The sequence below is a fragment of the Pseudanabaena cinerea FACHB-1277 genome (assembly GCF_014696345.1).
Classification (GTDB): domain Bacteria; phylum Cyanobacteriota; class Cyanobacteriia; order Pseudanabaenales; family Pseudanabaenaceae; genus Pseudanabaena; species Pseudanabaena cinerea.
In genome coordinates this window covers 24,876-45,673 of sequence record NZ_JACJPY010000023.1, presented here as the reverse complement: position 1 = coordinate 45,673, position 20,798 = coordinate 24,876, and the positions used below count along the sequence as shown (strand labels likewise).

The window sequence follows — 20,798 nt, the reverse complement described above, 5'->3', positions numbered from 1 at the left end:
AATGTTTGTGTAATATTTACAGTACTAATTTAGGAGATAATTTAGAATTATAGACTGCTTAGGCATAGTACAGCCTATTGAGGTTTTAAGTAAAACTAAGGCAGGATATTGGTTTTTAAGTTAGCGCACAGCGCTGTAAAGTCTATTAAAGTTTTAAGAATTAAAAATTTAATAAAAGTTAATTCTGATTGTTTTTGGTTATAGAAGTGACACAAGTAATTACAACGATCGCAGCTTTGCGTGATTATCTAAACATATACAGGAGGGGGGCAGAACCTCATGTATCAGCATTTTCATCAACAGTTGGACTAGTAGCAACGATGGGCGCTTTGCATAGTGGGCATTTGCGGCTGATGGAAATCGCTAGGCTTGAAAATAGCTGTGTTGTGGTCAGTATTTTTGTAAATCCACTTCAGTTTGGCGCGAATGAAGATTTTGATCGCTATCCCCGCAGTATCGAGCGCGATCGCCGCATTTGTGAGCATGCGGGGGTGAATGTGATCTTTGCTCCCAATGCGGAGGAGATGGGGGTGAAACGGCAGTTAACGCAGGTGATCCCTCCTGAGGCGATGACCAAGGTAATGTGTGGTCGATCGCGGGTGGGGCATTTTCAAGGTGTTGCCACGATTGTCTGCAAGCTATTAAATATTGTGCAGCCCGACCGCGCTTATTTTGGTAACAAGGATGGTCAGCAGTTGGCAATCATTCGTCAGTTGGCGCTGGATCTGCATATACCCGTCAAAATTGTCGGCTGTGCCACGGTGCGCGAACCTAGTGGACTAGCATATAGCTCTCGCAATCAGTATTTGTCAGCGATGGAGCGCGAGTTAGCACCGCAAATTTATCAAAGCTTACAAAAGGCGCATCAGGTTTATCAAGATGCCAAAAACCAAGCCGCGTTTATTCCTATTTCCGCATCGGCGATTGTGGGTGTAGTTACTAATTATCTAGCCAACTTCCCTGCCATTAGCCTAGAGTATATTGAGTTAGTTGAAGCAAGTTCCTTGCGTCCATGTGAGGAAATTAACCTCCAGTCTGAATTAATGCTGGCGATCGCTGCCCGCATTGGCAATACTCGTTTAATTGATAATATTTTGCTAAGTCCTACTACTTCCCGAAAACCAATTATTGCGATCGATGGTCCCGCAGGTGCAGGTAAATCCACTGTCACTAAGCGCGTTGCCCATAAATTGGGCTTGCTATTCCTAGATACTGGGGCAATGTATCGCAGTATTACTTTGGCAGTCTTGCGCGAAGGGTTAGATCTTCGCAATCAAGAGCAGGTTACCGCGATCGCCAATGCTTCTAAAATCCAATTATTCAATAACCCTGTTGCAGAGCAGCCCATGCGCGTCTTGCTTAATGGTGAAGATATTACTACTGCCATTCGTAGCCCCGAAGTTACTGCTAATGTATCAGCGATCGCCGCGCAACCTGCCGTCCGCGCAATCCTCGTTAAGCAACAGCAAGCGATCGGCGCAAATGGGGGCGTAGTGATGGAGGGGCGCGACATTGGCACTCATGTATTTCCTGACGCAGAGGTAAAAATATTTTTGACCGCTTCAGCCAAGGAAAGGGCAAATCGCCGCTATGCTGACCTCATCGCCCAAGGACAAATCCCTCCCGACCTTACCACCCTTGAACATGAGATTAGCGAACGCGATCGCCAAGACTCCACCCGTACCCATGCCCCCCTCACCCAAGCCGCCAACGCAACATTAGTAAATACTGATGGTCTATCGATCGATGAGGTGGTCGCAACTATTATAAATTTGTATGAAGAAAAGGTACAGCAACCATGAAGTTACGCCGTCAGATTTTAGCTATTAGCAATTGGCGATTAGCTTTTAGCAGTTGGCTATTAGCTAGACGCAATCCTGCAATATCAGTGAAACCATCCCCAAGACTGAAGCCCAAAGCGCATCTTACTCAGCTATTTTTGTTGTCCCTATCAATAACAGCGATCGCCTCTAGCCCCCTATTACCTAGTCAGGCACAGAATGCCAACACATCCCTCACGATCCGCGCCGATGTACAGGAAGCTAACTCCCTTACAGGGGTAGTTACCGCCACAGGCAATGTAAAAATGACCTATCCTGCCCGTCAGATCGATGCAGTTGCCGAACAAGCCCAATACTTTTCTAAGGAACAGCGCGTTGTTCTCACGGGCAATGTCGTAGTTACGCAAGAGGGCGTAAATAGCATCAAAGCCCAAACCATCACTTATCTTGTGAGCGAAGGACGCTTTGTGGCAGCCCCGCAAACAAATCAGCAAGTCGAAACCATATACGTTGTCCCCGATCGCGATCTTGCCAGCAGCCCCGCCACCTCCGCCACCCCAGTCGAACAGATCAAGCCATCCTTCAAAAAGCAACGCATCAGTCCCATCACACCACAACCCCCAAGCAATTAACATACCAACATAAACCAATCCCCAATCCTCCAATCCCCAATCCCCAATCCCCCAATTACCAACCTCGCAAACCATGCAAATCTCCCTCGATAATGTCAGCAAAAACTACAGTGGTCGGCAAGTGGTTAAGCAGGTTAGCCTCATGGTCAAACAAGGAGAAATTGTTGGTTTATTAGGTCCCAATGGTGCAGGCAAAACCACCTCGTTCTATATGGCAACGGGGTTAGTCCAGCCCGATAGCGGCAGTGTCTGGCTCGATCAACAGGATATTACCCGCTTGCCAATTCACCAGAGAGCGCGGATGGGCATGGCTTATCTGGCTCAAGAGGCAACCATTTTTCGACAGCTATCGGTGCGCGATAATTTGCTACTGGTAATGCAGCAAACCAATGTGCCGAAATCTAAGCGCGTTCATCGTTTGCGAACTTTGTTGGAAGAATTTCGGCTGACCAAGATTGCCGATACGATGGGCATTCAAGTATCGGGAGGGGAACGTCGCCGCACTGAAATTGCGAGGGCATTGGCAGTGGGTGAGCATGGTCCCAAATTTATTTTATTAGATGAACCCTTCGCGGGGATCGATCCGATCGCAGTGAGCGAGATTCAGACAATCATTAGTAATTTGCGCGATCGGGATATGGGGGTACTAATCACCGATCATAATGTGCGCGAAACCCTGACGATTACCGATCGCGCTTACATCATGCGTGAAGGTGAAGTTTTTGCTGACGGCTCTAGCCGTGAACTAGCTAACGATCCCGATGTGCGGAAATATTACCTCGGCGAAAAGTTTCATTTTTAGATCAATACTGAAGATAAACCAATGCTCAAAACCTACGAAGCCATAATTCAAGATGGACAAGTCAAGTGGTTGGCTGAAAGACCAAATATTAGATCGAGTCGCGTGTTTATCACTGTTCTTGAAGAGCGAGCAACGATAACGCCGTCAATAAGCATGGCGATAAATGACTCATCAAAGCAAGATTTGCTTAATCTGTTTGGTAGTGAACCAGATGCTCAGAATATTTCTAACTTCTAAATAAAAAACGATGCAAAAAACTATCACAATTAACTTAACCCCCGAAGGAAACTTACAACTTCCGCTAGAAATCCGTGATCGCTTCTCCAACGGTGAAGAGTATTTGGTTACAACAACTGAGGATACCATCACTTTCAAGAAAGCGCCTAAATTAAGTTGGGAAGAACTCAGACAAAGACGAAATTTGCTCGATGATGATCCAGATGCTCTTTCGACTGAAGAGATTTGTGAAATTGTCAAGGAAGTCCGTAAAGAATTACGCAAAGAAGCAACAAAATGATCGTAGTTTTAGATACTAATATTTGGGTGTCAGCTATTATTTGGGGAGGCAGCCCAGATCGGATTGTTACCCTACAGCAGCAAAAACTAATAGAAATAGCTTCTTCCCAAAAATTGCTGAATGAGTTAGAACGAACATTTAATAAGAAAAAATTTCAGCCCAAACTAGCAGCAATGAAATTAACTGCTCTCGATGTAATCAGCCTCATACGGGAATCAGTTGTTTTATATCCGATCACAGAATTATTTGTTCCTGAACTACGAGATCCCGATGACAGTATAGTTTTAGCGACAGCGATCGCGGCTCAAGCTCAGGTGATTATTACAGGCGATCAAGATTTATTAGTATTATCACAGTATAAAAATATTCCGATTATGAATGCCCAAGATTTTTTGCAAAGATACTTTGGTAATTATTTGTCATCAACCTCCAAAAACCTGTAATCTCAACCTAAGTCAATAATCTAGAAAATGGCAACGACCCAAACTAGGCAAAAAGTTAATAATGTGTCCTTAGACTGGCTGCCGAGACTATCGATCATGGATCGCTACTTGACCACGCAGATGCTCACCCCTTTTTTGTTTGGTGTGGGTGCATTCTCATCGGTCATTTTGGCGATTGGCTCCCTATTTGAACTGATCCGTTTGATTACGGATGCGGGCTTAAGCGTATGGACAGCGCTGCAAATCTTTGGCTATCAAATCCCAGGGTTTATGGTCTATTCCTTCCCCATGTCGATGTTGCTATCGACTTTGCTCTCCTATAGCAGGATGTCGGGGGATGGCGAAACAACAGCACTCCGCAGTTGTGGGGTAAGCGCCTATCGCCTAGTATTACCAGCGATCGTGCTGAGCCTATTTGTGACTGGTATGACCTATGTATTTAATGAGGCGATCGTGCCTGCGGCAAATTGGCAATCGCGCAGTACCCTTCGCGCCGCCCTTAACCAAGAAAATGTCCAGTTCAAAAATCAGGATATTTTCTATCAGCAATATGGCGAAATTGAGCAGGAAGATGGCACAACCAAACAGGGTTTAATTCGCAGCTTTTATGCCCGTAGTTTTGACGGTAAGGAAATGCGGGGACTAACGGTGCTAGATTTTTCGCAAGGGCAATTGCAACAAATTTTGGCGGCGGAATCGGCAGTATGGCTACCCGATCAAAATGTCTGGCGCTTTAACAACGGCACAACTTACTTGATCGGTACTGATGGCAACTATCGCAGCATTCTTCGCTTTGACGATCAAGATCTGCAATTACCGCGTGCGCCATTGGATCTTGCCCAAGAGCAACGCAGCGCCGAGGAGATGAATATTGCTGATATTCGCCGTAATATCGAGCTATTGCGTCAATCGGGTAATAATAAAGAAATTCGCAAGTTAGAGGTCAGACTTGAGCAGAAATATGCTTTACCCTTTATCTGTGTCGTGTTTGCGGTGGTGGGGGCTTCTTTGGGGATGCGTCCGCAACGGACAGGGGCGGCGATCGGCTTTGGGTTAAGTGTGTTAATTATTTTTGGCTATTACTTGCTGCTGTTTATTTGCGGTGCTTTAGGGCAGGTGGAGTTTTTATCACCGATCGCGGCGGCATGGCTCCCTAATTTAATTGGCATTACCGCAGGCTTGGTGATTCTCACCCGTGTTACTTGATTTTTATTTGAAATTTAGGCTTTTTGATAAGCAATGAAAATTAATGATACAAAAAACAAATTTTTGCGATAAGATTTGAATATTGTTAAATTCTTGGCGTGCAGGGTAAGTCATGAGTCAGGCAGAGTTGGGTGATTCATCATTACAAGATAACGTACAGGAGTACATTTACTCCGCCGCACCACTGTCCCAGTCACCCTTATCGGATGATAAATCTAGTGATGAAGTTCAGAGCCAACTTAGTGCTTTGCCAAGGCAAGTTTTAGAGCAGGAGTTGTACTTCTGTAATGAGCGCAGTCAGCAGGCTCAAGTTCTGTTGCGGCAGGCTCAGGAGCAGTTACAGCTATCGCAATTAGTAATTCAGCGTCAGGAGACATTAACCCAGACACTGCAATCGCGCATAGATCAACTGGAAAGGGAGTTGCAGGATGTGCATGGTAATTGTGATGAGTTGCGCGATCGCCTCAAAAGGCAGCAACATCATACTTCCCAGCTAAAGGCAGCACTAGAGCGTTGTCTGGATACCGCTAACCCTGTTTCTAATCAAACGGCTCTTTCTGCCCTTGAGTCTTGGTCGGTGGCAAAGCTAGCGGATGAAAAGATTTCGCCTGTGGGTGCAATTGCCGACTCGCCTTTGCAAAATGTGATCAAGATTTCGCCCATGGGCGATCGCCTCGAACCCAGTGATCTGCCCAATAGCCCCATTAATCCACAGCCCGAACCGTTGGCAACTCCACATATCCCAGAAGCGGCAAGTGCTTTACCTGCGAGAAATCAGCCAATTTCTCCCCTGATTGTCAGACCCCATAAGGCTTATCAAGGCTCACCGCTCGCTGTGGATTTACCGAAAGTACAATCTGAACTACCACAATCTCGACATTTGCCAGCCCTCAATGAGGCGATCGCTGCCCCAGTTCAAGAGCCACCAACAGAATCCCCTAAATTAGCTGGAGTAGGTGATCCCATAAACTCTTCGACATTTACGAAGAGTACTGTTTTAAACACAGTGGTTGCGCCAAAGTTTATGAGATCGCTCTATGCTTACGGACAGGAACAGCCTGAAGAAGAGGAAGAATTGGCGATCGCCAGTTCTCGTAAGCCCACGACCCTTGCTGCCGTGCAGTTGCCTCAGTTTCCACCCCTACCACGCCGATGATCGGTTTCTTGCGTGGGGCGATCGCTGCTTGCAAAGCCGCCGACAGTTCTCGAAAAAACAATCCTGTTTATTGGCTCACCCTTGACGTGCAGGGTGTGGGTTACGATCTGCAAATTACGGCTAGTACTGCCAACAAATTGCCGCCCGTCGGTACAGATGTGCAGATCTTTACGCATTTATTGGTGCGTGAGGATCAAATGACTTTGTTTGGATTTTTGAGTTTGGCGGAGCGCGAACTATTTCGACAATTGATCAATGTTTCAGGCATCGGTACACAGGTGGGTTTGGCGTTACTGAATAGTCTGGGTATTCAAGATCTGGTGAAAGCGATTGTCTCAGGGAATACGCGGGTGCTGAGTCTGACCCCAGGGGTTGGCACAAAAACGGCGGAGAGGTTGGCACTAGAGCTAAAAACCAAGTTAGCCGATGGCAGGCTTGCCCAAGTTGGCGAAACCCGCTCGGTCAATAGCTTGATTAGCAATGCCCTGCAAGAAGAGTTAGAAATGACTTTACTAGCGCTCGGTTATAGTCCCCTCGAAATCAGCAATGCTCTCAATGCGATCGCCAGTTTGCCCATATTGGCGAAAACCCAAAACATCGAACTTTGGATCAAGGAGGCGATCGCTTGGCTATCAAGATAAACAGAACAAAACTGTACATTTATTACATAAAAATGATAATCTTAATAAAAAGTTAAGTTTTGTTATACCTCTAAATCTATGCTTCGTCTTGAACATATCCAGAAAATCTATCCCACGGGCGAAGTCCTCAAGGATGTCAATTGGGAAGTGAAAACAGGCGATCGCATCGGTTTAGTCGGTGTCAATGGCGCTGGTAAATCTACACAACTGAAGATTGTGGCGGGGGAAATCGAACCAACGGCGGGGCAGATCGTGCGTCCCTCTAGCCTCAAGATCGCTTATCTCAGTCAGGAATTTGATATCGAAGAAACACGCACTGTCAAACAGGAAATGTGGCAAGCCTTTCAGGAAGTGCGCGAAATTCAAAAAGAATTGGCAAAAATCCATCATCATCTCGAAAATTTGCAAGATGGCGAAGATTACGAGCCGATCCTCAAAAAAATGGATCGCTATCAGCGCCAGTTTGAGGATCACAACGGCTATGAACTTGAAAGCCGTATTGATAAACTCCTGCCAGAACTAGGGTTTAAAGCCGATGACGGCGATCGCTTTGTCAGTGAATATAGCGGTGGTTGGCAGATGCGAATGGGCTTAGGCAAAATTCTCCTGCAATCGCCCGATCTCTTACTCCTTGATGAACCGACCAACCATTTAGATCTCGAAACGATCGAATGGTTAGAAAAATATCTGCGATCGCTGAGTACGCCGATGGTGATCGTGTCCCATGACCGCGAATTTTTAGATCGTCTCTGCACCTCAATTGTGGAGACTGAACGGGGCGTATCCAATACTTATCTCGGCAATTATTCATCTTACCTCACCCAAAAAGCCGAGGCAAAAGCCGCCCAAGGGGCAGCCTTTGAGCGTCAGCAAAAATATATTGAAAAGCAACAGGTATTTGTTGATCGCTTTAGAGCTAGTGCCACCCGCAGCACCCAAGCCAAGAGCCGCGAAAAACAACTCGACAAAATTGAGCGCATCGAAGCCCCCGATAGCGATGTCCGCACTCTCAAATTTCACTTTCCCCCCGCATCCCGTAGTGGTCGGGTCACAGTTGCCATTAAAGATCTCACCCATGCCTATGGCGAACAGATTTTATTTTTGGGAGCTAATCTGGAAATTGAAAGGGGCGATCGCGTTGCCTTTTTAGGACCCAATGGCGCAGGTAAATCGACGCTCTTAAAAATGGTAGTGGGCAAAGAGACTTACAACGAAGGGACAATCGAATTAGGACATAACGTTCTCATCGGTTACTTTGAGCAGAACCAAGCCGAAGCATTAGATCTGCATAAAGATGTTTTTCACACGATCCATGATGATTTCCCGAAGATGACCCATGAAGAAGTACGTGGTGTTTTGGGCAAATTTCTATTTAGCGGCGACACAGTTTTTAAACAAGTGCGCGATCTTAGCGGCGGCGAAAAGGCAAGACTTGCCCTTGCCAAAATGCTGCTTACCCCCGTCAACTTTTTGATCCTTGATGAGCCGACCAACCACCTCGATATTCCTGCCAAAGAAATGCTAGAAGCAGCTTTGCGAGAATATGAAGGTACAGTGGCGGTCATCTCCCACGATCGCTATTTCATTTCTCAAGTTGCCAACAAGATCGTGGAAATTCGTGATGGCGAGCTATTCACCTATGCTGGCGACTATGCTTACTATCAAGAAAAAAAAGAAGAGGAAACTAGGGAATCAAAATATAAGGCAGAAATGGCGGCGAAGGCAGCGAAAGATGCTATAAAAAAAGAGAAAGAAAAGCTAAAGCAAGCCGAAAAACGTCAAGAAAAGCAACAACAAAAAACAAGGGCAAAGTAGTATGCCATGATTAGATCCAGATTTAGTCTTTGAACAGTAGCAGTAGTTTTACTAGCATAAACATCTGAACGAGAGAGACGCATCCGTTCACCACAAGAAAAACATATAACGCTTATGTTGAATCACATTGCTCAAAAACGCAATTTGATAGATCAGTACAGCCAAGGAGATCGGAACTTTGAGGGGTGGAACTTGCAAGGTGTAGATTTAAGCAAAGTAGATTTGAGTAACGCAAATTTAAGGAATACTGACCTAGCTTTTGCGAATCTATGGCAAGCCAATCTCTGTAATACCGACTTATCTGGGGCTAATTTAGCAGATGCTGACTTTTGTGGCGCTTCTTTGCTAGATGCCGATCTTAGCTATGCCAATATCTGCCGTACTAATTTTAGCTACGCAGGTTTGAGTGGTGTGCGTTTGCTTGGGGTAGATCTGCAATCCGCCGATTTGCGAACCGCGATCTTGAACTGTACTAACCTAAGTGGCAAAAATCTGCAATACGCCAATATGCAAAAGTCCTATCTTTTGGAAGCAAATCTAGCGAATGCCGATCTCAGTCATGCGAACCTGCACCATGCCTTTTTGTTTCGGGCAAATTTAAGTAGGGCAAATTTACAGAATGCGGATCTCAGCGAGGCAGATTTGAGTGAATCTAGTTTGCATGGGGCAAATTTGCAGGGGGCAAATCTGAGTGAGGTGGATTTACGTGGAGCTGATCTTGATCGGGTGGACTTCAGTGAATTGAATTTACGGCTTTCCAATTTAAGTGAACTAAATCTCTGTAACGTCAGCTTTGTCGATAGTAATTTGAGTAAATCAATTTTGCGTGGTACAGTTTTGCGTGGAGCTTGTTTTCGTGGGGCAAATTTGTGGAATGCAGACCTGTCAAAAGCAGACTTGACAGGGGCGGATTTAACGGGGGCAGATTTGCGCGGAGCTAATTTTAATAGTGCAATTTTGGAAAACGCGGTACTGGATGTGGGATGGCTCCAAAATGTCAAAGCTTGTTTGGCAGTTTTGCCTGATGGTAGCATCTGCCATAGAACTTGTTAGCTAATATGAGAAATTTGTTTGTTTTTACGAATCCAAATCTATTGCGAATGGCGCTAACCCATCGCTCCTATGTCCATGAGCATCCCGATGTGGAAACCGATAATGAACGGTTAGAATTTTTGGGGGATGCAATTTTAAATTTTTTGAGTGGTTCTTATTTATATCGTCAACACGCAGATTTGGGTGAAGATGAGCTAACCCGCCGTCGTGCTGCCCTTGTGGACGAGAAGCAGTTGGCAAACTTTGCGATCGCCTTAGGATTAGATCAGCAAATCTTATTAGGGAAAGGGGCGCTACGGGATGGCGGCAATCGCAGTGATAATCTTTTGAGTTGTGTGTTTGAGGCGATGATTGGCGCTTTTTATCTAGACTGCAACTGTGATGTGGAGATGGTTCGTCCTGCGGTAGAGGCATTATTTGCGTCTGTTCCCCCTGAACTAGTGAATACTCGCGCTGATTTAGATGCTAAAAACCGTTTGCAAGAATGGGTGCAGTCTTACATTGGGCATATGCTGCCCCAATATATTACCGAAAAAGTGGGGGGCAGTGACCACACGCCCGAATTTGCTTCGGCGGTATATGTGGGCGATCGCCTCTATGGTCAAAGCCGCCGCCATTTCCACAGCAAAAAAGAGGCAGAACGTGCCGCCGCCCTCGATGCCCTCTCCCAAATCGAAAGAATGTTTTAGGGATGAAACTAGATAGAATACTTACCAATGTGCAGTAAGTTGATATGACAGAAGATTGGCTAGTAATTGGTAAAATTGTGTCCCCGCAAGGGCTAAAAGGAGAATTGCGAGTATTGTCTTACTCAGATTTTCCTGAGCGTTTTGAAGACGCAGGCAAACGTTGGTTAGCTGCCTCGGAAAAGGCGATACCCCAAGAAGTAATGTTGCTGTCGGGGCGCGAAGTGACGGGCAAAAACAATTTATTTGTGATTCGCCTTGAGGGGGTTAATGATTGCGATCGCGCTGAGTCTTTGCGTAACCATTTGCTGATGATTCCCACCAGCGATCGCCCCCATCTCGAAGCGAATGAATATATGATTGCCGATTTGGTGGGCTGTCAGGTATTTTATCAACCCACAGGCAAGCTGCTAGGTATAGTAATTAGCGTTATGTCCGCAGGTAATGATCTTTTGGAAGTACATAATTTAGAACGGGATCAAATTGAATTAATTCCGTTTGTTGAGGCGATCGCCCCCTTAGTGGATATTACGCAAAAACGCATTGAAGTGATTCCGCCTAAAGGATTGCTCGATCATTGGCTTTAAGACAAGAGTGGCGACGCTTGGCACTGCCACTCTTAACATAATTAATCCGACAAGCGATGCTTGAGGCTTTCAGCGATCTTAGTGCCAAGATATTCAGGGATTAGATTTTCGTTAGGACCTAATAAATACAAAATTAACCTTGTGCGTCCCCGCCATACTAATAAATTGGCATTGACCACCAGCAAATCTTCCTGCCAGATCGCATTCATCACTTTATAAAATAATCCTGGTTGGCTGTCCGCTTCCACAAGCAATGCTGGCAAATGAAACACGCGATCGACATAGAAATTGGTTTCCACCTTTTTTAAGCCACTGTCAAGGTTGAACTCTAGCGCCAGCATCTCCTCCACCTCAAAACGCCCCAGAATGGTTTCCTTGATCGCCTTTCGCACATTTTCAGCAGTTTTGTTGGGCAGAGCTTTACCCCCACGCGAGATGACCAACTTGATAAATACCAACATTGGTGCATGGATCTGACCATATAAGCTCAAATTATGGATGGTCAAACCATAGGCTGCTAACACGCCAAAAATATCATTGAGCAGAAATGACTGATTGCGATAGGCAAAGTACAACACGGTCTTACCGCTTTCGGGCTTTAGCTCAATGACAGCTTCTTTAGTTTGGTAAAGCTGATAAGCGAGGCGCAGATTTTGGAGCTGAATGTCGCTACTGACAAACTGCTCATAAAATTGGGGAAAACTAGTGTTAAAGCGTTTCAACAGCTCAATCGTTGAGGTTTTCAGCCCGTAAGTCATGGTTAACCTCCCGATCGCTCAAAACTAGATCCCAGTTCGATCCTTTCATAAACATATTGTAGATTATCATTAAAGGACAAGAAAACAAGGGCAAAAAGCGATGACAAACCCAGTGATTTGTCAGAGATCACTAAACAGTCCAGAAATACGATCAGATTCTGGGATCAATTGCAAATTAGTCATCGGTCTAATTAGTGGTACTTCAGTGGATGGCATTGATGCGGCGCTTGTGGAGATTAGTGAACGCCAAGGTAGTTTAACCACAAAATTAATTGCAGGTCATACCTACGCCTATGATAACGAATTGCGGGAGCAGATCTTGGCAGTATGTGCGGGGCAACCGCGATCGCTACCGCAGCTATGTGAACTGGACGATCGCATTGCCGAAAGCTTTGCTAAGGCGGCTCTGGCAATTATGGCTAAGGGCGATCGCGCCGCCGACTTGATTGGCTCCCACGGTCAGACCCTATTTCATCGTCCACCCAGCTTAAGTGCATCGGATCAAACTAGCTTAGGCTATTCGGTACAGTTTGGACGAGGAGCCGTGATTGCCGAATTAACGGGGATTCCGACTGTCAGCGATTTTCGGGCTGCCGACATTGAGGCAGGAGGGCAGGCGGCTCCCCTTGTGCCGATGGCGGATGTCTTATTGTTGTCTCACGATACTAAATATCGGGTATGTCAAAATATTGGCGGCATTAGTAATTTGACCTATTTGCCTCCACAGGCGATCGCCCATTTAGATCAGGTATTCGGCTTTGATAATGGTGCTGGCAATGTGTTGATCGATATGGCAGCGCAGCAACTATTTGGGGTGAGCTTTGATCGCCATGGCGCTCTTGCCCGTCAAGGGGTTGCCAATTTAGAACTAGTGCAGCAATGGTTACGCCAAGACTTTTTAGTTGCCCCACCACCAAAATCCACGGGTCGCGAATTATTTAGCCCTGAATATTTGGCGGCGCGGTTAGCCGAATTTACTGGTGGCAATAATCACGATATTCTCGCCACGTTAACCGAATTCACCGCTCAGGCGATCGCCCAGAGCTATCATGACTTTTTGCCGCAATTTCCCGATCAGGTGCTAATCAGTGGTGGCGGCGGACGCAATCAGTATCTAATGGAACGTTTACAGGATGTATTGCAGCCAGCGATCGTCATGCGTACTGATGATTTAGGGTTAGATAGCGACTTTAAGGAGGCGATCGCTTTTGCTTTGTTGGCATATTTAAGGGTCAACGAACGTTATGGCAATCTGCCCAATGTTACGGGTGCGAAGCGATCGGTTTTACTAGGTCAAATCTATAAAAGCCTCTAGCATTGCCCGATCGCGAATCCGACAGGAATCACAAACCCCACAAGGAACCTCGCCCCCCTGATAGCATGACCATGTAAGCTCAATGGGGACACCCAAACCCTTAGCACGTCTGACAATATCCACCTTAGCATCCATTACTAAGGGCGCAATTAATTTGGGCGCATGACCTTCCACACCCACCTTAGAAGAGAGGGCGGCTAACTTCTGAAATGCTTCTAAATAGTCTGGACGACAGTCGGGATAGCCAGAATAATCCACAGCATTAATGCCTAAATAAATTGCTTCGGCTCCTTTGGACTCGGCTAGTGATAGGGCGATCGCAATAAATACGGTATTTCTGCCTGGCACATAGGTAATGGGAATCTGATCGCTCTGCACACCATCTGTAGGCACATCAAGACTGGCATCCGTTAAGGCTGAGCCACCCCACTGCCCCAGATTTACATCGACAATAAAATGCTCTTTAATTTTCAGAAAATCAGCAACCTGCTTTGCCGCCAATAGTTCCCTTTCATGGCGCTGTCCATAACGGAAGGAAATGGCGATCGCCTCATAACCATCAGCGATCGCCTGTGCTGCCGCCGTTGCCGAATCTAAACCACCCGATAGCAATATAATTGCTTTTTTTAAATCTCGAACTAATGCCATCATCTCACTCCTAATAGTTTATGGGTTTGCATACTCACACGCCAAGCTGGATGCCGCAATACATATTGCATCACAAGTTCCTTGCTAATATTCGTTGACCATTCCGCTTGCAGATATTTCAAGACTTGAGCATCCAGCATTTTGGCATTCTGCTCCGCCCATGCCAAATCTAAAGGTTCCTTAATCACTACCTTGAGTTCGCTCACTTGACTGTAGATGCTGGGATGGGGAAGCTTAAAGCGCTTGGGCGAAAAAGTGACCCAATCGAAACTGCCACTATAGGGATACGCCCCCGAAGTTTCTAAATGTACGCGCAATCCTTGTTCTTTTAACTGCCCCGTCAATGCTGTTAAATCATGCATCAATGGTTCGCCTCCTGTAATTACCACGATCGCAGGTTTCGCAGATGAGGCTTGGGCGACTAAATCAGCGATCGGTACTTGAGGATGTTTTTGGGCATTCCAAGACATTTTTGTGTCACACCAAGGACAGCCCACATCGCAACCCGCAAGGCGCATAAAAAAGGCATTCGCCCCCATCCAAGCCCCTTCCCCCTGCATGGAATGGAAAGTTTCGACAATTGGTAAAGAATTTTGAGACATAGAAGAGTTTGCCAGCATAGTTGAGCAGTCTAGCCGCGATTTACAACTTATTTGGGTTTGCATAGCTGCGTGATGTATATACCCACTGCCGATCGCCGCTATTAATTATCCTTGTTTTGCTAGAGCCAACAATGATCACGGTTTGCATATCAGCCAACTCAGGCTCTAGCTCAGACAGCCTAATGACCTTAACATTTTCACCTTGGCGACCCATTTTGTGACCTAAAACCACAGGTGTATCAGGCGATCGCCATTGCAATAGTAGGTCTTTAGCGGCAGTGAGTTGCCATCGGCGCTGTGTGGAAATGGGGTTATAGATGGCAATCACAAAATCAGCCTGTGCCGCCGCCGCCAGTCTTGTGGTGATGATCTCCCAAGGCTTGAGAATATCCGATAGCGAGATGGTACAGAAATCATGCCCAATGGGAGCGCCAATCGCCGCCGCCGCCGCCTGCACTGCGGAAATGCCAGGAGCAACCCGAATCTCAATATCATTAATATTCGCAACATGATCTCGCTCCGCCTCTAGTGCCTCATAGACAGCCGCCGCCATACCATAGATACCTGCATCCCCCGAAGATACCACCACCACCGATTTACCCGATCTGGCTAGGGCGATCGCTTGGTGAGCGCGTTCAATTTCCACCCGATTGTCAGAGGCATGAATAGTTTTTCCTTGGGTGAAGCCTTTGACAAGATTTAGATAAGTTTTATAACCGACAAAATCCGTAGCCTTTTCTAAAATATTGGCAACCTCAGGGGACATCCATTTGGCTGCCCCAGGACCAATGCCCACGATCGCCAACTCACCTTTGCGGGGGTGATTTGTAAGAGCCGTATAAATTAAATGTTTAGCAGTTAAATTGGCAGTTAAATCAAGATTCGGCATGATTTCTTCGCCCACTGCCACAATCTCAATTTGATGCTCAGCCGATTTCACAAAAGGGATTTGACTTGCCCTGAGCCAAGGCGCATCACCAATTAACTGCACTTCAGCCCCTGCCAACAGATCCGATAGAAAAGTTTTCGCCTGTTGATCATTATTGAGAAGACGATAGCCATCGGGCGGCGCTAATAGCGCGGTCTGAAACCGCAACTCCCCTGTGGTAGTAATCGCTGGCTGCACCTTTAATGATTTGGAGATCGCCCTAGCCAAGGTATTTGCCCCATTTAAGCCGCCCAATAGTGGCACAACCGCACTACCATCCTCAGCGATCGCTAGCACGGGTGGCTCTAATCGCTTATCCGATAACAATGGCGCAAGCGATCGGATCAAAATACCTGCGGCACAGATACCAATAAGCGGATGCCCTTGGCCAAAAAGCTCTGTAACCGTTGCCCCAAAATGCTCATAGGTATGGTCAGCAGACTGAGTACGCGCTCGCAATCCATAAATAATGGCATCGGAAACCGCCTCTTGAATTTGCCGCGCGATCGCCATACTAGTTTCTCCTAGCACCACAATGACAGGCGAATGGAGAGATTTCATAAAAGTTCTTGCCTATAAATTTTGCATTGATTGGTTAAGGGACTTATTCAGCGATCGTAATTCTTGCAAAATCTCCCGTAACAGGCGATTCGTCTCATTGGGGATCGATTCCTGTACTTGGATCGTTATTTGCTTGATCTTGAGAACATCCCGCGCAAATCGCGACACCTCTGTCGGGTGAAACAACAACTGCTCTTGATCATTTTGTCGCAACTCGGGATTTAATTTTTGCGGATCATAGGGCAGATTCAGAATTTTCTGGCGCGGATCAGTATTGGCATAACGATAGACTGAAGCCCGCGATCGCCCCAACACCTTTTGGATTGCTTCAACATCCATCAACTCATAAATAGGCTCAGATCGCATCTCTAACTGAGAATCAGGTAAGCTCATGACAAATTCGTAAAAATCAATAGTGACAGTCTTACATAAAGTCTAGCAGTCTTATCGCTTGGCACTCACCATACCAATTAAATTATGGGGCTGTATCAGCAAAACTTGCTAAAGCTGTCATGACTGACTATCATCTCCAGTGAGTAAAAATACTTGACTGACAAATAAAAGAATGAAATTAGGAGCCAAAATTGAGAGCCAAAGTTGAGAGCCAAAATTAAAGACCCCAATTAAAGATCAAAATATTGGGGCTGATTTACTAAGCTTGGTATCTGAAATCACATAATTTTGTCAGATATACAAGCAAAATAGGGTTATATAACTTTTATGTAACTTTTGAGTTTCTTTTTTATAACTTTTATATACCTATTGTGTATTCTCTATTTTGGGAAAAGGGGAATAATGGAACTCAAGAAACAAAAGCAGAGATTGCTTGATCAAGCAACTCAAGATTTGTTCAATGATCAGCATCACACCGTAGTTATTGCTGTCCGCACACAATTGAGTCAAGTCTAGATTTATTATTCTCTCAGAAAGTTGAAAGGAAAGACAATGGATACAATTACAAAGGTCAACCAGCTATCCTTCGCTCAGGGTTTCGGTAGCAAGTCAGCTTTTATCATTAAATTGACTGATAGCAAGTTTGACAACTTTGCAGGTGCAAAGCTATTGGCAAAAGTTGAGTCTTGGGTTGCAGCTAATGCCCTGCTCAATGATAACGACTTGCCACAACTGATTGTGGATATGGAAAATGTCGAATTTATCGACAGTCAGGGACTAAGAAAACTATTGGCAGCCTTGAAGCTAATGCAGTCTCAAAGCAGCAATCTTATCCTTTGCTCTCAACAACCATCTGTTAATTTGGTATTTGAAATCACCAGATTTGATCAAGTATTTGCCATCTTCCCTTGTTTTGACTCCCTAGTTGCTAGCTCTGTGCTGCTAAATCAAGAGCAATCCCAGTATTTACTAGCTGCGTAGTTTCATACAATGCTTTGCCGTGGAATAAATTCCAACTCCCTTCCCTCTCAAAAATTAGTGGTGCTAAACTTCCTGCCGCTAGTTCTTGAGGGTGAAGGGAGTCTCCATTTCTGGGTTTGTTAAAAACAAAAAAGGCAGTACGCCTAACGTAAAAAACTTGTTTATTGGGCGATCGCTTTTTGGATGAGGTAGCGATCGCATAATACGAGTGCCACCATTGCCTCCACCATCGGCACGGCGCGGGGTAGCACACAAGGATCATGGCGACCGCGCCCCGTGAGCGTGGTTTCTTCGCCTGTTACAGATACGGTTTTTTGTTCTTGCAAAATTGTGGCAGTGGGCTTAAAGGCAACCCGCAAAATGATATTTTCGCCATTGGAGATGCCGCCCTGAATGCCGCCAGAGCGATTTGTGCGCGTGCGGAGGCGATCGCCATCCATATAAAATTCATCATTATGGTCACGCCCCGTCAGATGCACACCGTCAAAGCCTGAGCCAATCTCAAAACCTTTACTAGCTGGCAAAGACATCACCGCTTTTGCCAATTCCGCTTCCAACTTATCAAAAACAGGATCGCCCAAACCCACAGGCACGTTCCGCGCCACACATTCGACAATGCCACCCACAGAGTCACCATCGCGGCGAATCTTGTCAATGAAATCAATCATTTTTTCCGCCATCACAGGATCAGGACAGCGCAAAATGTTACTTTCCACCTGCTCTAAGGTCACAGTATTGGCATCAATCTCAGGGGCGATTAAATCCTTCACCTGCCGCACATAGGCGATAATTTCCACACCCGCCGCCTGCCGCAAGATTTTCTTAGCGATCGCCCCTGAGGCCACTCTGCCGATGGTTTCCCGTGCTGACGATCGCCCCCCGCCTTGCCAATTACGAATGCCATACTTAGCCTGATAGGTAGCATCGGCATGGGATGGGCGAAACTTTGCCGCCATTTCTGAGTAGTCTTGACTGCGAGCGTCTTTATTCTGCACCAACACCATGATCGGCGTGCCAAGGGTCTTACCTTCAAATACACCCGATAAAATTTGGGCGCGATCATCCTCACGCCTTGGCGTAACGATTTTGCTCTGCCCTGGTTTGCGGCGATCGAGGTCGGTTTGAATATCCGCTTCGCTAAGTTCTAATTGGGGAGGACAGCCGTCGATGATCGCGCCCACGCCTCCCCCATGGGACTCACCAAAAGTTGTGACGCGAAATAAATGCCCGAATGTACTACCCATGTGCCATGACCATTAAAAAGGAAAATTAAAAAGTTATCTATATCAATCTTTAACACAAAGCAAAGAGAGCGCAGCATTGCGCTCTCTTTGTCTTTTTTTGCCAACAGGCTAGGATGGACTCTAACCATCGACCGATCGCTTAGAAGGCGATTGCTCTATACAACTGAGCTACTAGCCCAAATATTTATCGGCTTAGTATTTTACAACAAAAACTAAGCTTTGGCAATTCCAGTTTTGACAATGGCGACAGACAGAATTTTGCTGAGGGCGCTAAGGTAATCAATTTCCACCCTTTGCTGTTTTAGCCAAATTGCGATGCAATTGATGATTAGACAGGTTATTCCCAAAAACATCAAAATAAATGTCGGAGCCATTACCACGCCCACGATGTACCAGCTAATTACGTGCAGGATCATTAGTGTGGCATAGGCGATCGCCATAGTGCTAATGCTAAAAATCTGGATAGGCGATCGCCGCAAAATTGTAAATAAAATTGTTTGCGCGGTGGCAATGAGGTTGGCGGGAACGAGAAATGCACAGATAGTCACACAATGCGATCGGGAAAACTCGTTTAAACAATGCAAATCAAGCATAACGGACAAATTCTAAGAACTTCAGCCAATCTATCACAATCAAGATTCTGCCCTAAGTATTTGTTACTAATCGCAACTTACAAAGCTAAGCGCTGACGCAAAACCATGAAGATTGTGAGCGGAGCTTCGCTCCGCTCACAATCTTTTTATTGATTACTTTTAGAACGAAAAATACCTAATACCGAAGTATAGCCATGCAGAAAAGTTGTGCCGCCCACAGGTCCAATTTCACCCGAACAGAAGAAACCACCCGCAGGAATTAAGCCTGCATATTGTTCGCCCAGATGCTTTTGCAATAGGGAAACATCAAAATTGGGGCGACCATAGAGCCGTTCGCCTCTGCCCATACAGGCAAACATCAATGCCGCACTAGGAGATGTGTTGGGGGCTTCAAGGCTCAATTGATTTGTGTAGTTAACCAGTGCCTCATTAATATCCTCAGCCGAGGCTTTGCTGTCGCGCAGGTGCAATTGCACTCTTTGTCCAGGACGGATGCGATCCCCCACAGCGATCGCCCCAGAACGGGGATCAACACCGATAATATTACGAATCAAGAAATCCCCTTGGGAGGGATTGGCTTTAAATTCGTTCATGACCACGCCAATAAACAGGGAGTGCTGTGCCAACTCGCGATCGCTCTGACTCAGATCGCCCACCGTATCCTGCAACAGCGTCAAAGGTGGCTTGCCTTCTAGTCCCAAAATTAAATTGCGCTCGCACTCTGAAACCTGAAAGATTTTACCGATAGGGCGACAGCCTTGGGCAACCACAGGATCAATGACCACATCGCCCCAGATCGCCACCCCTAACAAACCTGTGCGGTAAAGCTTATAGTGATTGTAATCGTGGAAACAGAACAAAGCATTAGCACCCATGCCGCCACTGCTAGCCAGTCCGCCCACCTTCACCGCATTGGGATAGGCAAAGTCTAAACCCTGAATCAGATCACTAATGGGGAAAGAAAAGGGATCGCCTAGCAATACAAAATTGGGATTTGTGCTAGGGTCAACCATGGTGATCGCTTCCCAGCGATCGGGTGGACTGTCCAAATCAGGCAACTGATGATCACCGATATGAAATATTTTGCATTCTGCCTTCGGTAAATGCCCAATTAATAAAGCGATCGCAGGTTTATCCTCAAACTCCTGCGTATTTCCCACAATCCCACCACCAGAACAGCCAATTAAATTTTTAATTGCTAACTTCTCCGCTAAGAGCGGCAATAGTCTTGGGTAATCGCTAGCAAATGCCGTTGATACAAACAAGAAACCTAAATCCAAAGATTGATCGCCCATAGCCGCCAAAACTTGCTGAGACAGATCCTGTACGGCTGCTTCTAGAGATATTTTTGTCGATAGACTAGTAACCCACTTCATAAATCTAGCCCCAGATCAAGTTGACTTCTATACATTTTTATTGGTAGATACCTATAGTACAGCGCTTTGCGCTGACTTAA

The 20,798-nt window shown here is 45.9% G+C and carries 23 protein-coding genes and 1 tRNA gene; 15 read left to right on the top strand and 9 right to left on the bottom strand.

Annotation, left to right across the window (positions count from 1 at the left end):
- Window positions 1-206 precede the first annotated feature (206 nt).
- From H6F44_RS09460 to rimM, 13 genes are all read left to right on the top strand, one after another.
- Window positions 207-1,802, top strand: coding sequence for a bifunctional pantoate--beta-alanine ligase/(d)CMP kinase (locus H6F44_RS09460; protein WP_190350703.1), 1,596 nt, complete (start codon window positions 207-209; stop codon window positions 1,800-1,802).
- Window positions 1,799-2,413, top strand: a complete 615-nt coding sequence (locus H6F44_RS09455; protein ID WP_190350702.1) for an LptA/OstA family protein — start codon at window positions 1,799-1,801, stop codon at window positions 2,411-2,413. The genes H6F44_RS09460 and H6F44_RS09455 overlap by 4 nt, the downstream gene beginning before the upstream one ends.
- A 73-nt stretch (window positions 2,414-2,486) precedes the next feature.
- Complete coding sequence (gene lptB / locus H6F44_RS09450) at window positions 2,487-3,215, top strand: LPS export ABC transporter ATP-binding protein (RefSeq protein ID WP_190350701.1); 729 nt, start codon at window positions 2,487-2,489, stop codon at window positions 3,213-3,215.
- Between the two features lie 21 nt (window positions 3,216-3,236).
- Window positions 3,237-3,452: a hypothetical protein gene (locus H6F44_RS09445; protein ID WP_190350700.1), complete on the top strand. Its 216-nt coding sequence runs from the start codon at window positions 3,237-3,239 to the stop codon at window positions 3,450-3,452.
- Between the two features lie 10 nt (window positions 3,453-3,462).
- Window positions 3,463-3,732: a hypothetical protein gene (locus H6F44_RS09440; protein ID WP_190350699.1), complete on the top strand. Its 270-nt coding sequence runs from the start codon at window positions 3,463-3,465 to the stop codon at window positions 3,730-3,732.
- Window positions 3,729-4,175: a putative toxin-antitoxin system toxin component, PIN family gene (locus H6F44_RS09435; RefSeq protein ID WP_190350698.1), complete on the top strand. Its 447-nt coding sequence runs from the start codon at window positions 3,729-3,731 to the stop codon at window positions 4,173-4,175. The genes H6F44_RS09440 and H6F44_RS09435 overlap by 4 nt, the downstream gene beginning before the upstream one ends.
- Window positions 4,176-4,202: 27 nt before the next feature.
- Window positions 4,203-5,381 (top strand): LptF/LptG family permease, encoded by a 1,179-nt coding sequence (locus H6F44_RS09430; protein WP_190350697.1) that lies wholly within the window; start codon window positions 4,203-4,205, stop codon window positions 5,379-5,381.
- Window positions 5,382-5,493: 112 nt separating this feature from the next.
- Window positions 5,494-6,537: a coiled-coil domain-containing protein gene (locus H6F44_RS09425; protein WP_190350696.1), complete on the top strand. Its 1,044-nt coding sequence runs from the start codon at window positions 5,494-5,496 to the stop codon at window positions 6,535-6,537.
- Entirely contained in the window at window positions 6,534-7,178 is a 645-nt protein-coding gene (gene ruvA, locus H6F44_RS09420) for a Holliday junction branch migration protein RuvA (protein ID WP_190350695.1), read from the top strand. Before H6F44_RS09425 ends, ruvA begins: the two co-directional genes overlap by 4 nt.
- Before the next feature lie 78 nt (window positions 7,179-7,256).
- A complete protein-coding gene (locus H6F44_RS09415; protein WP_190350694.1) occupies window positions 7,257-8,993 on the top strand; it encodes an ABC-F family ATP-binding cassette domain-containing protein in 1,737 nt (578 codons plus the stop codon).
- A 114-nt stretch (window positions 8,994-9,107) separates the two neighbouring features.
- Window positions 9,108-10,046 (top strand): pentapeptide repeat-containing protein, encoded by a 939-nt coding sequence (locus H6F44_RS09410; RefSeq protein ID WP_190350693.1) that lies wholly within the window; start codon window positions 9,108-9,110, stop codon window positions 10,044-10,046.
- Between the two features lie 5 nt (window positions 10,047-10,051).
- Window positions 10,052-10,735: a ribonuclease III gene (gene rnc, locus H6F44_RS09405; RefSeq protein ID WP_190350692.1), complete on the top strand. Its 684-nt coding sequence runs from the start codon at window positions 10,052-10,054 to the stop codon at window positions 10,733-10,735.
- A 44-nt stretch (window positions 10,736-10,779) separates the two neighbouring features.
- Window positions 10,780-11,319 carry a ribosome maturation factor RimM gene (gene rimM, locus H6F44_RS09400; RefSeq protein ID WP_190350691.1) on the top strand — a complete coding sequence of 180 codons (540 nt, stop codon included), beginning with the start codon at window positions 10,780-10,782 and terminating at the stop codon, window positions 11,317-11,319.
- Between the two features lie 41 nt (window positions 11,320-11,360).
- On the opposite strand, the gene H6F44_RS09395 is transcribed toward rimM, so the two are convergent.
- Complete coding sequence (locus H6F44_RS09395) at window positions 11,361-12,077, bottom strand: hypothetical protein (protein ID WP_190350690.1); 717 nt, start codon at window positions 12,075-12,077, stop codon at window positions 11,361-11,363.
- Window positions 12,078-12,177: 100 nt separating this feature from the next.
- Here H6F44_RS09395 and H6F44_RS09390 point away from each other — a divergent pair, with 100 nt between their 5' ends.
- On the top strand, window positions 12,178-13,392 hold the full coding sequence (locus H6F44_RS09390) for an anhydro-N-acetylmuramic acid kinase (protein WP_190350689.1): 1,215 nt from the start codon (window positions 12,178-12,180) through the stop codon (window positions 13,390-13,392).
- Here H6F44_RS09390 and queC read toward each other — a convergent pair.
- From queC to H6F44_RS09370, 4 genes are read right to left on the bottom strand one after another with little or no spacing between them, the layout of a single operon-like run.
- Window positions 13,366-14,040: a 7-cyano-7-deazaguanine synthase QueC gene (gene queC / locus H6F44_RS09385; protein ID WP_190350688.1), complete on the bottom strand. Its 675-nt coding sequence runs from the start codon at window positions 14,038-14,040 to the stop codon at window positions 13,366-13,368. The genes H6F44_RS09390 and queC overlap by 27 nt on opposite strands.
- Window positions 14,040-14,657 carry a 7-carboxy-7-deazaguanine synthase QueE gene (locus H6F44_RS09380; protein WP_190350719.1) on the bottom strand — a complete coding sequence of 206 codons (618 nt, stop codon included), beginning with the start codon at window positions 14,655-14,657 and terminating at the stop codon, window positions 14,040-14,042. The genes queC and H6F44_RS09380 overlap by 1 nt, the downstream gene beginning before the upstream one ends.
- A gap of 25 nt (window positions 14,658-14,682) precedes the next feature.
- A complete protein-coding gene (cobJ, locus tag H6F44_RS09375; RefSeq protein WP_190350687.1) occupies window positions 14,683-16,131 on the bottom strand; it encodes a precorrin-3B C(17)-methyltransferase in 1,449 nt (482 codons plus the stop codon).
- Between the two features lie 12 nt (window positions 16,132-16,143).
- Window positions 16,144-16,524 (bottom strand): resolvase, encoded by a 381-nt coding sequence (locus H6F44_RS09370; protein WP_190350686.1) that lies wholly within the window; start codon window positions 16,522-16,524, stop codon window positions 16,144-16,146.
- A 552-nt stretch (window positions 16,525-17,076) separates the two neighbouring features.
- On the opposite strand from H6F44_RS09370, the gene H6F44_RS09365 reads away from it, so the two are divergent.
- Complete coding sequence (locus H6F44_RS09365) at window positions 17,077-17,505, top strand: STAS domain-containing protein (protein WP_190350685.1); 429 nt, start codon at window positions 17,077-17,079, stop codon at window positions 17,503-17,505.
- Window positions 17,506-17,666: 161 nt separating this feature from the next.
- Here H6F44_RS09365 and aroC read toward each other — a convergent pair whose 3' ends face one another.
- From aroC to H6F44_RS09345, 4 genes are all read right to left on the bottom strand, one after another.
- Window positions 17,667-18,749: a chorismate synthase gene (aroC, locus tag H6F44_RS09360; protein ID WP_190350684.1), complete on the bottom strand. Its 1,083-nt coding sequence runs from the start codon at window positions 18,747-18,749 to the stop codon at window positions 17,667-17,669.
- A 104-nt stretch (window positions 18,750-18,853) separates the two neighbouring features.
- Window positions 18,854-18,927, bottom strand: a tRNA-Arg gene (locus H6F44_RS09355).
- Window positions 18,928-18,961: 34 nt separating this feature from the next.
- Entirely contained in the window at window positions 18,962-19,342 is a 381-nt protein-coding gene (locus H6F44_RS09350) for a hypothetical protein (RefSeq protein WP_199302061.1), read from the bottom strand.
- Between the two features lie 146 nt (window positions 19,343-19,488).
- Window positions 19,489-20,718, bottom strand: a complete 1,230-nt coding sequence (locus tag H6F44_RS09345; protein WP_190350683.1) for an FIST signal transduction protein — start codon at window positions 20,716-20,718, stop codon at window positions 19,489-19,491.
- Between the last annotated feature and the right edge of the window lie 80 nt (window positions 20,719-20,798).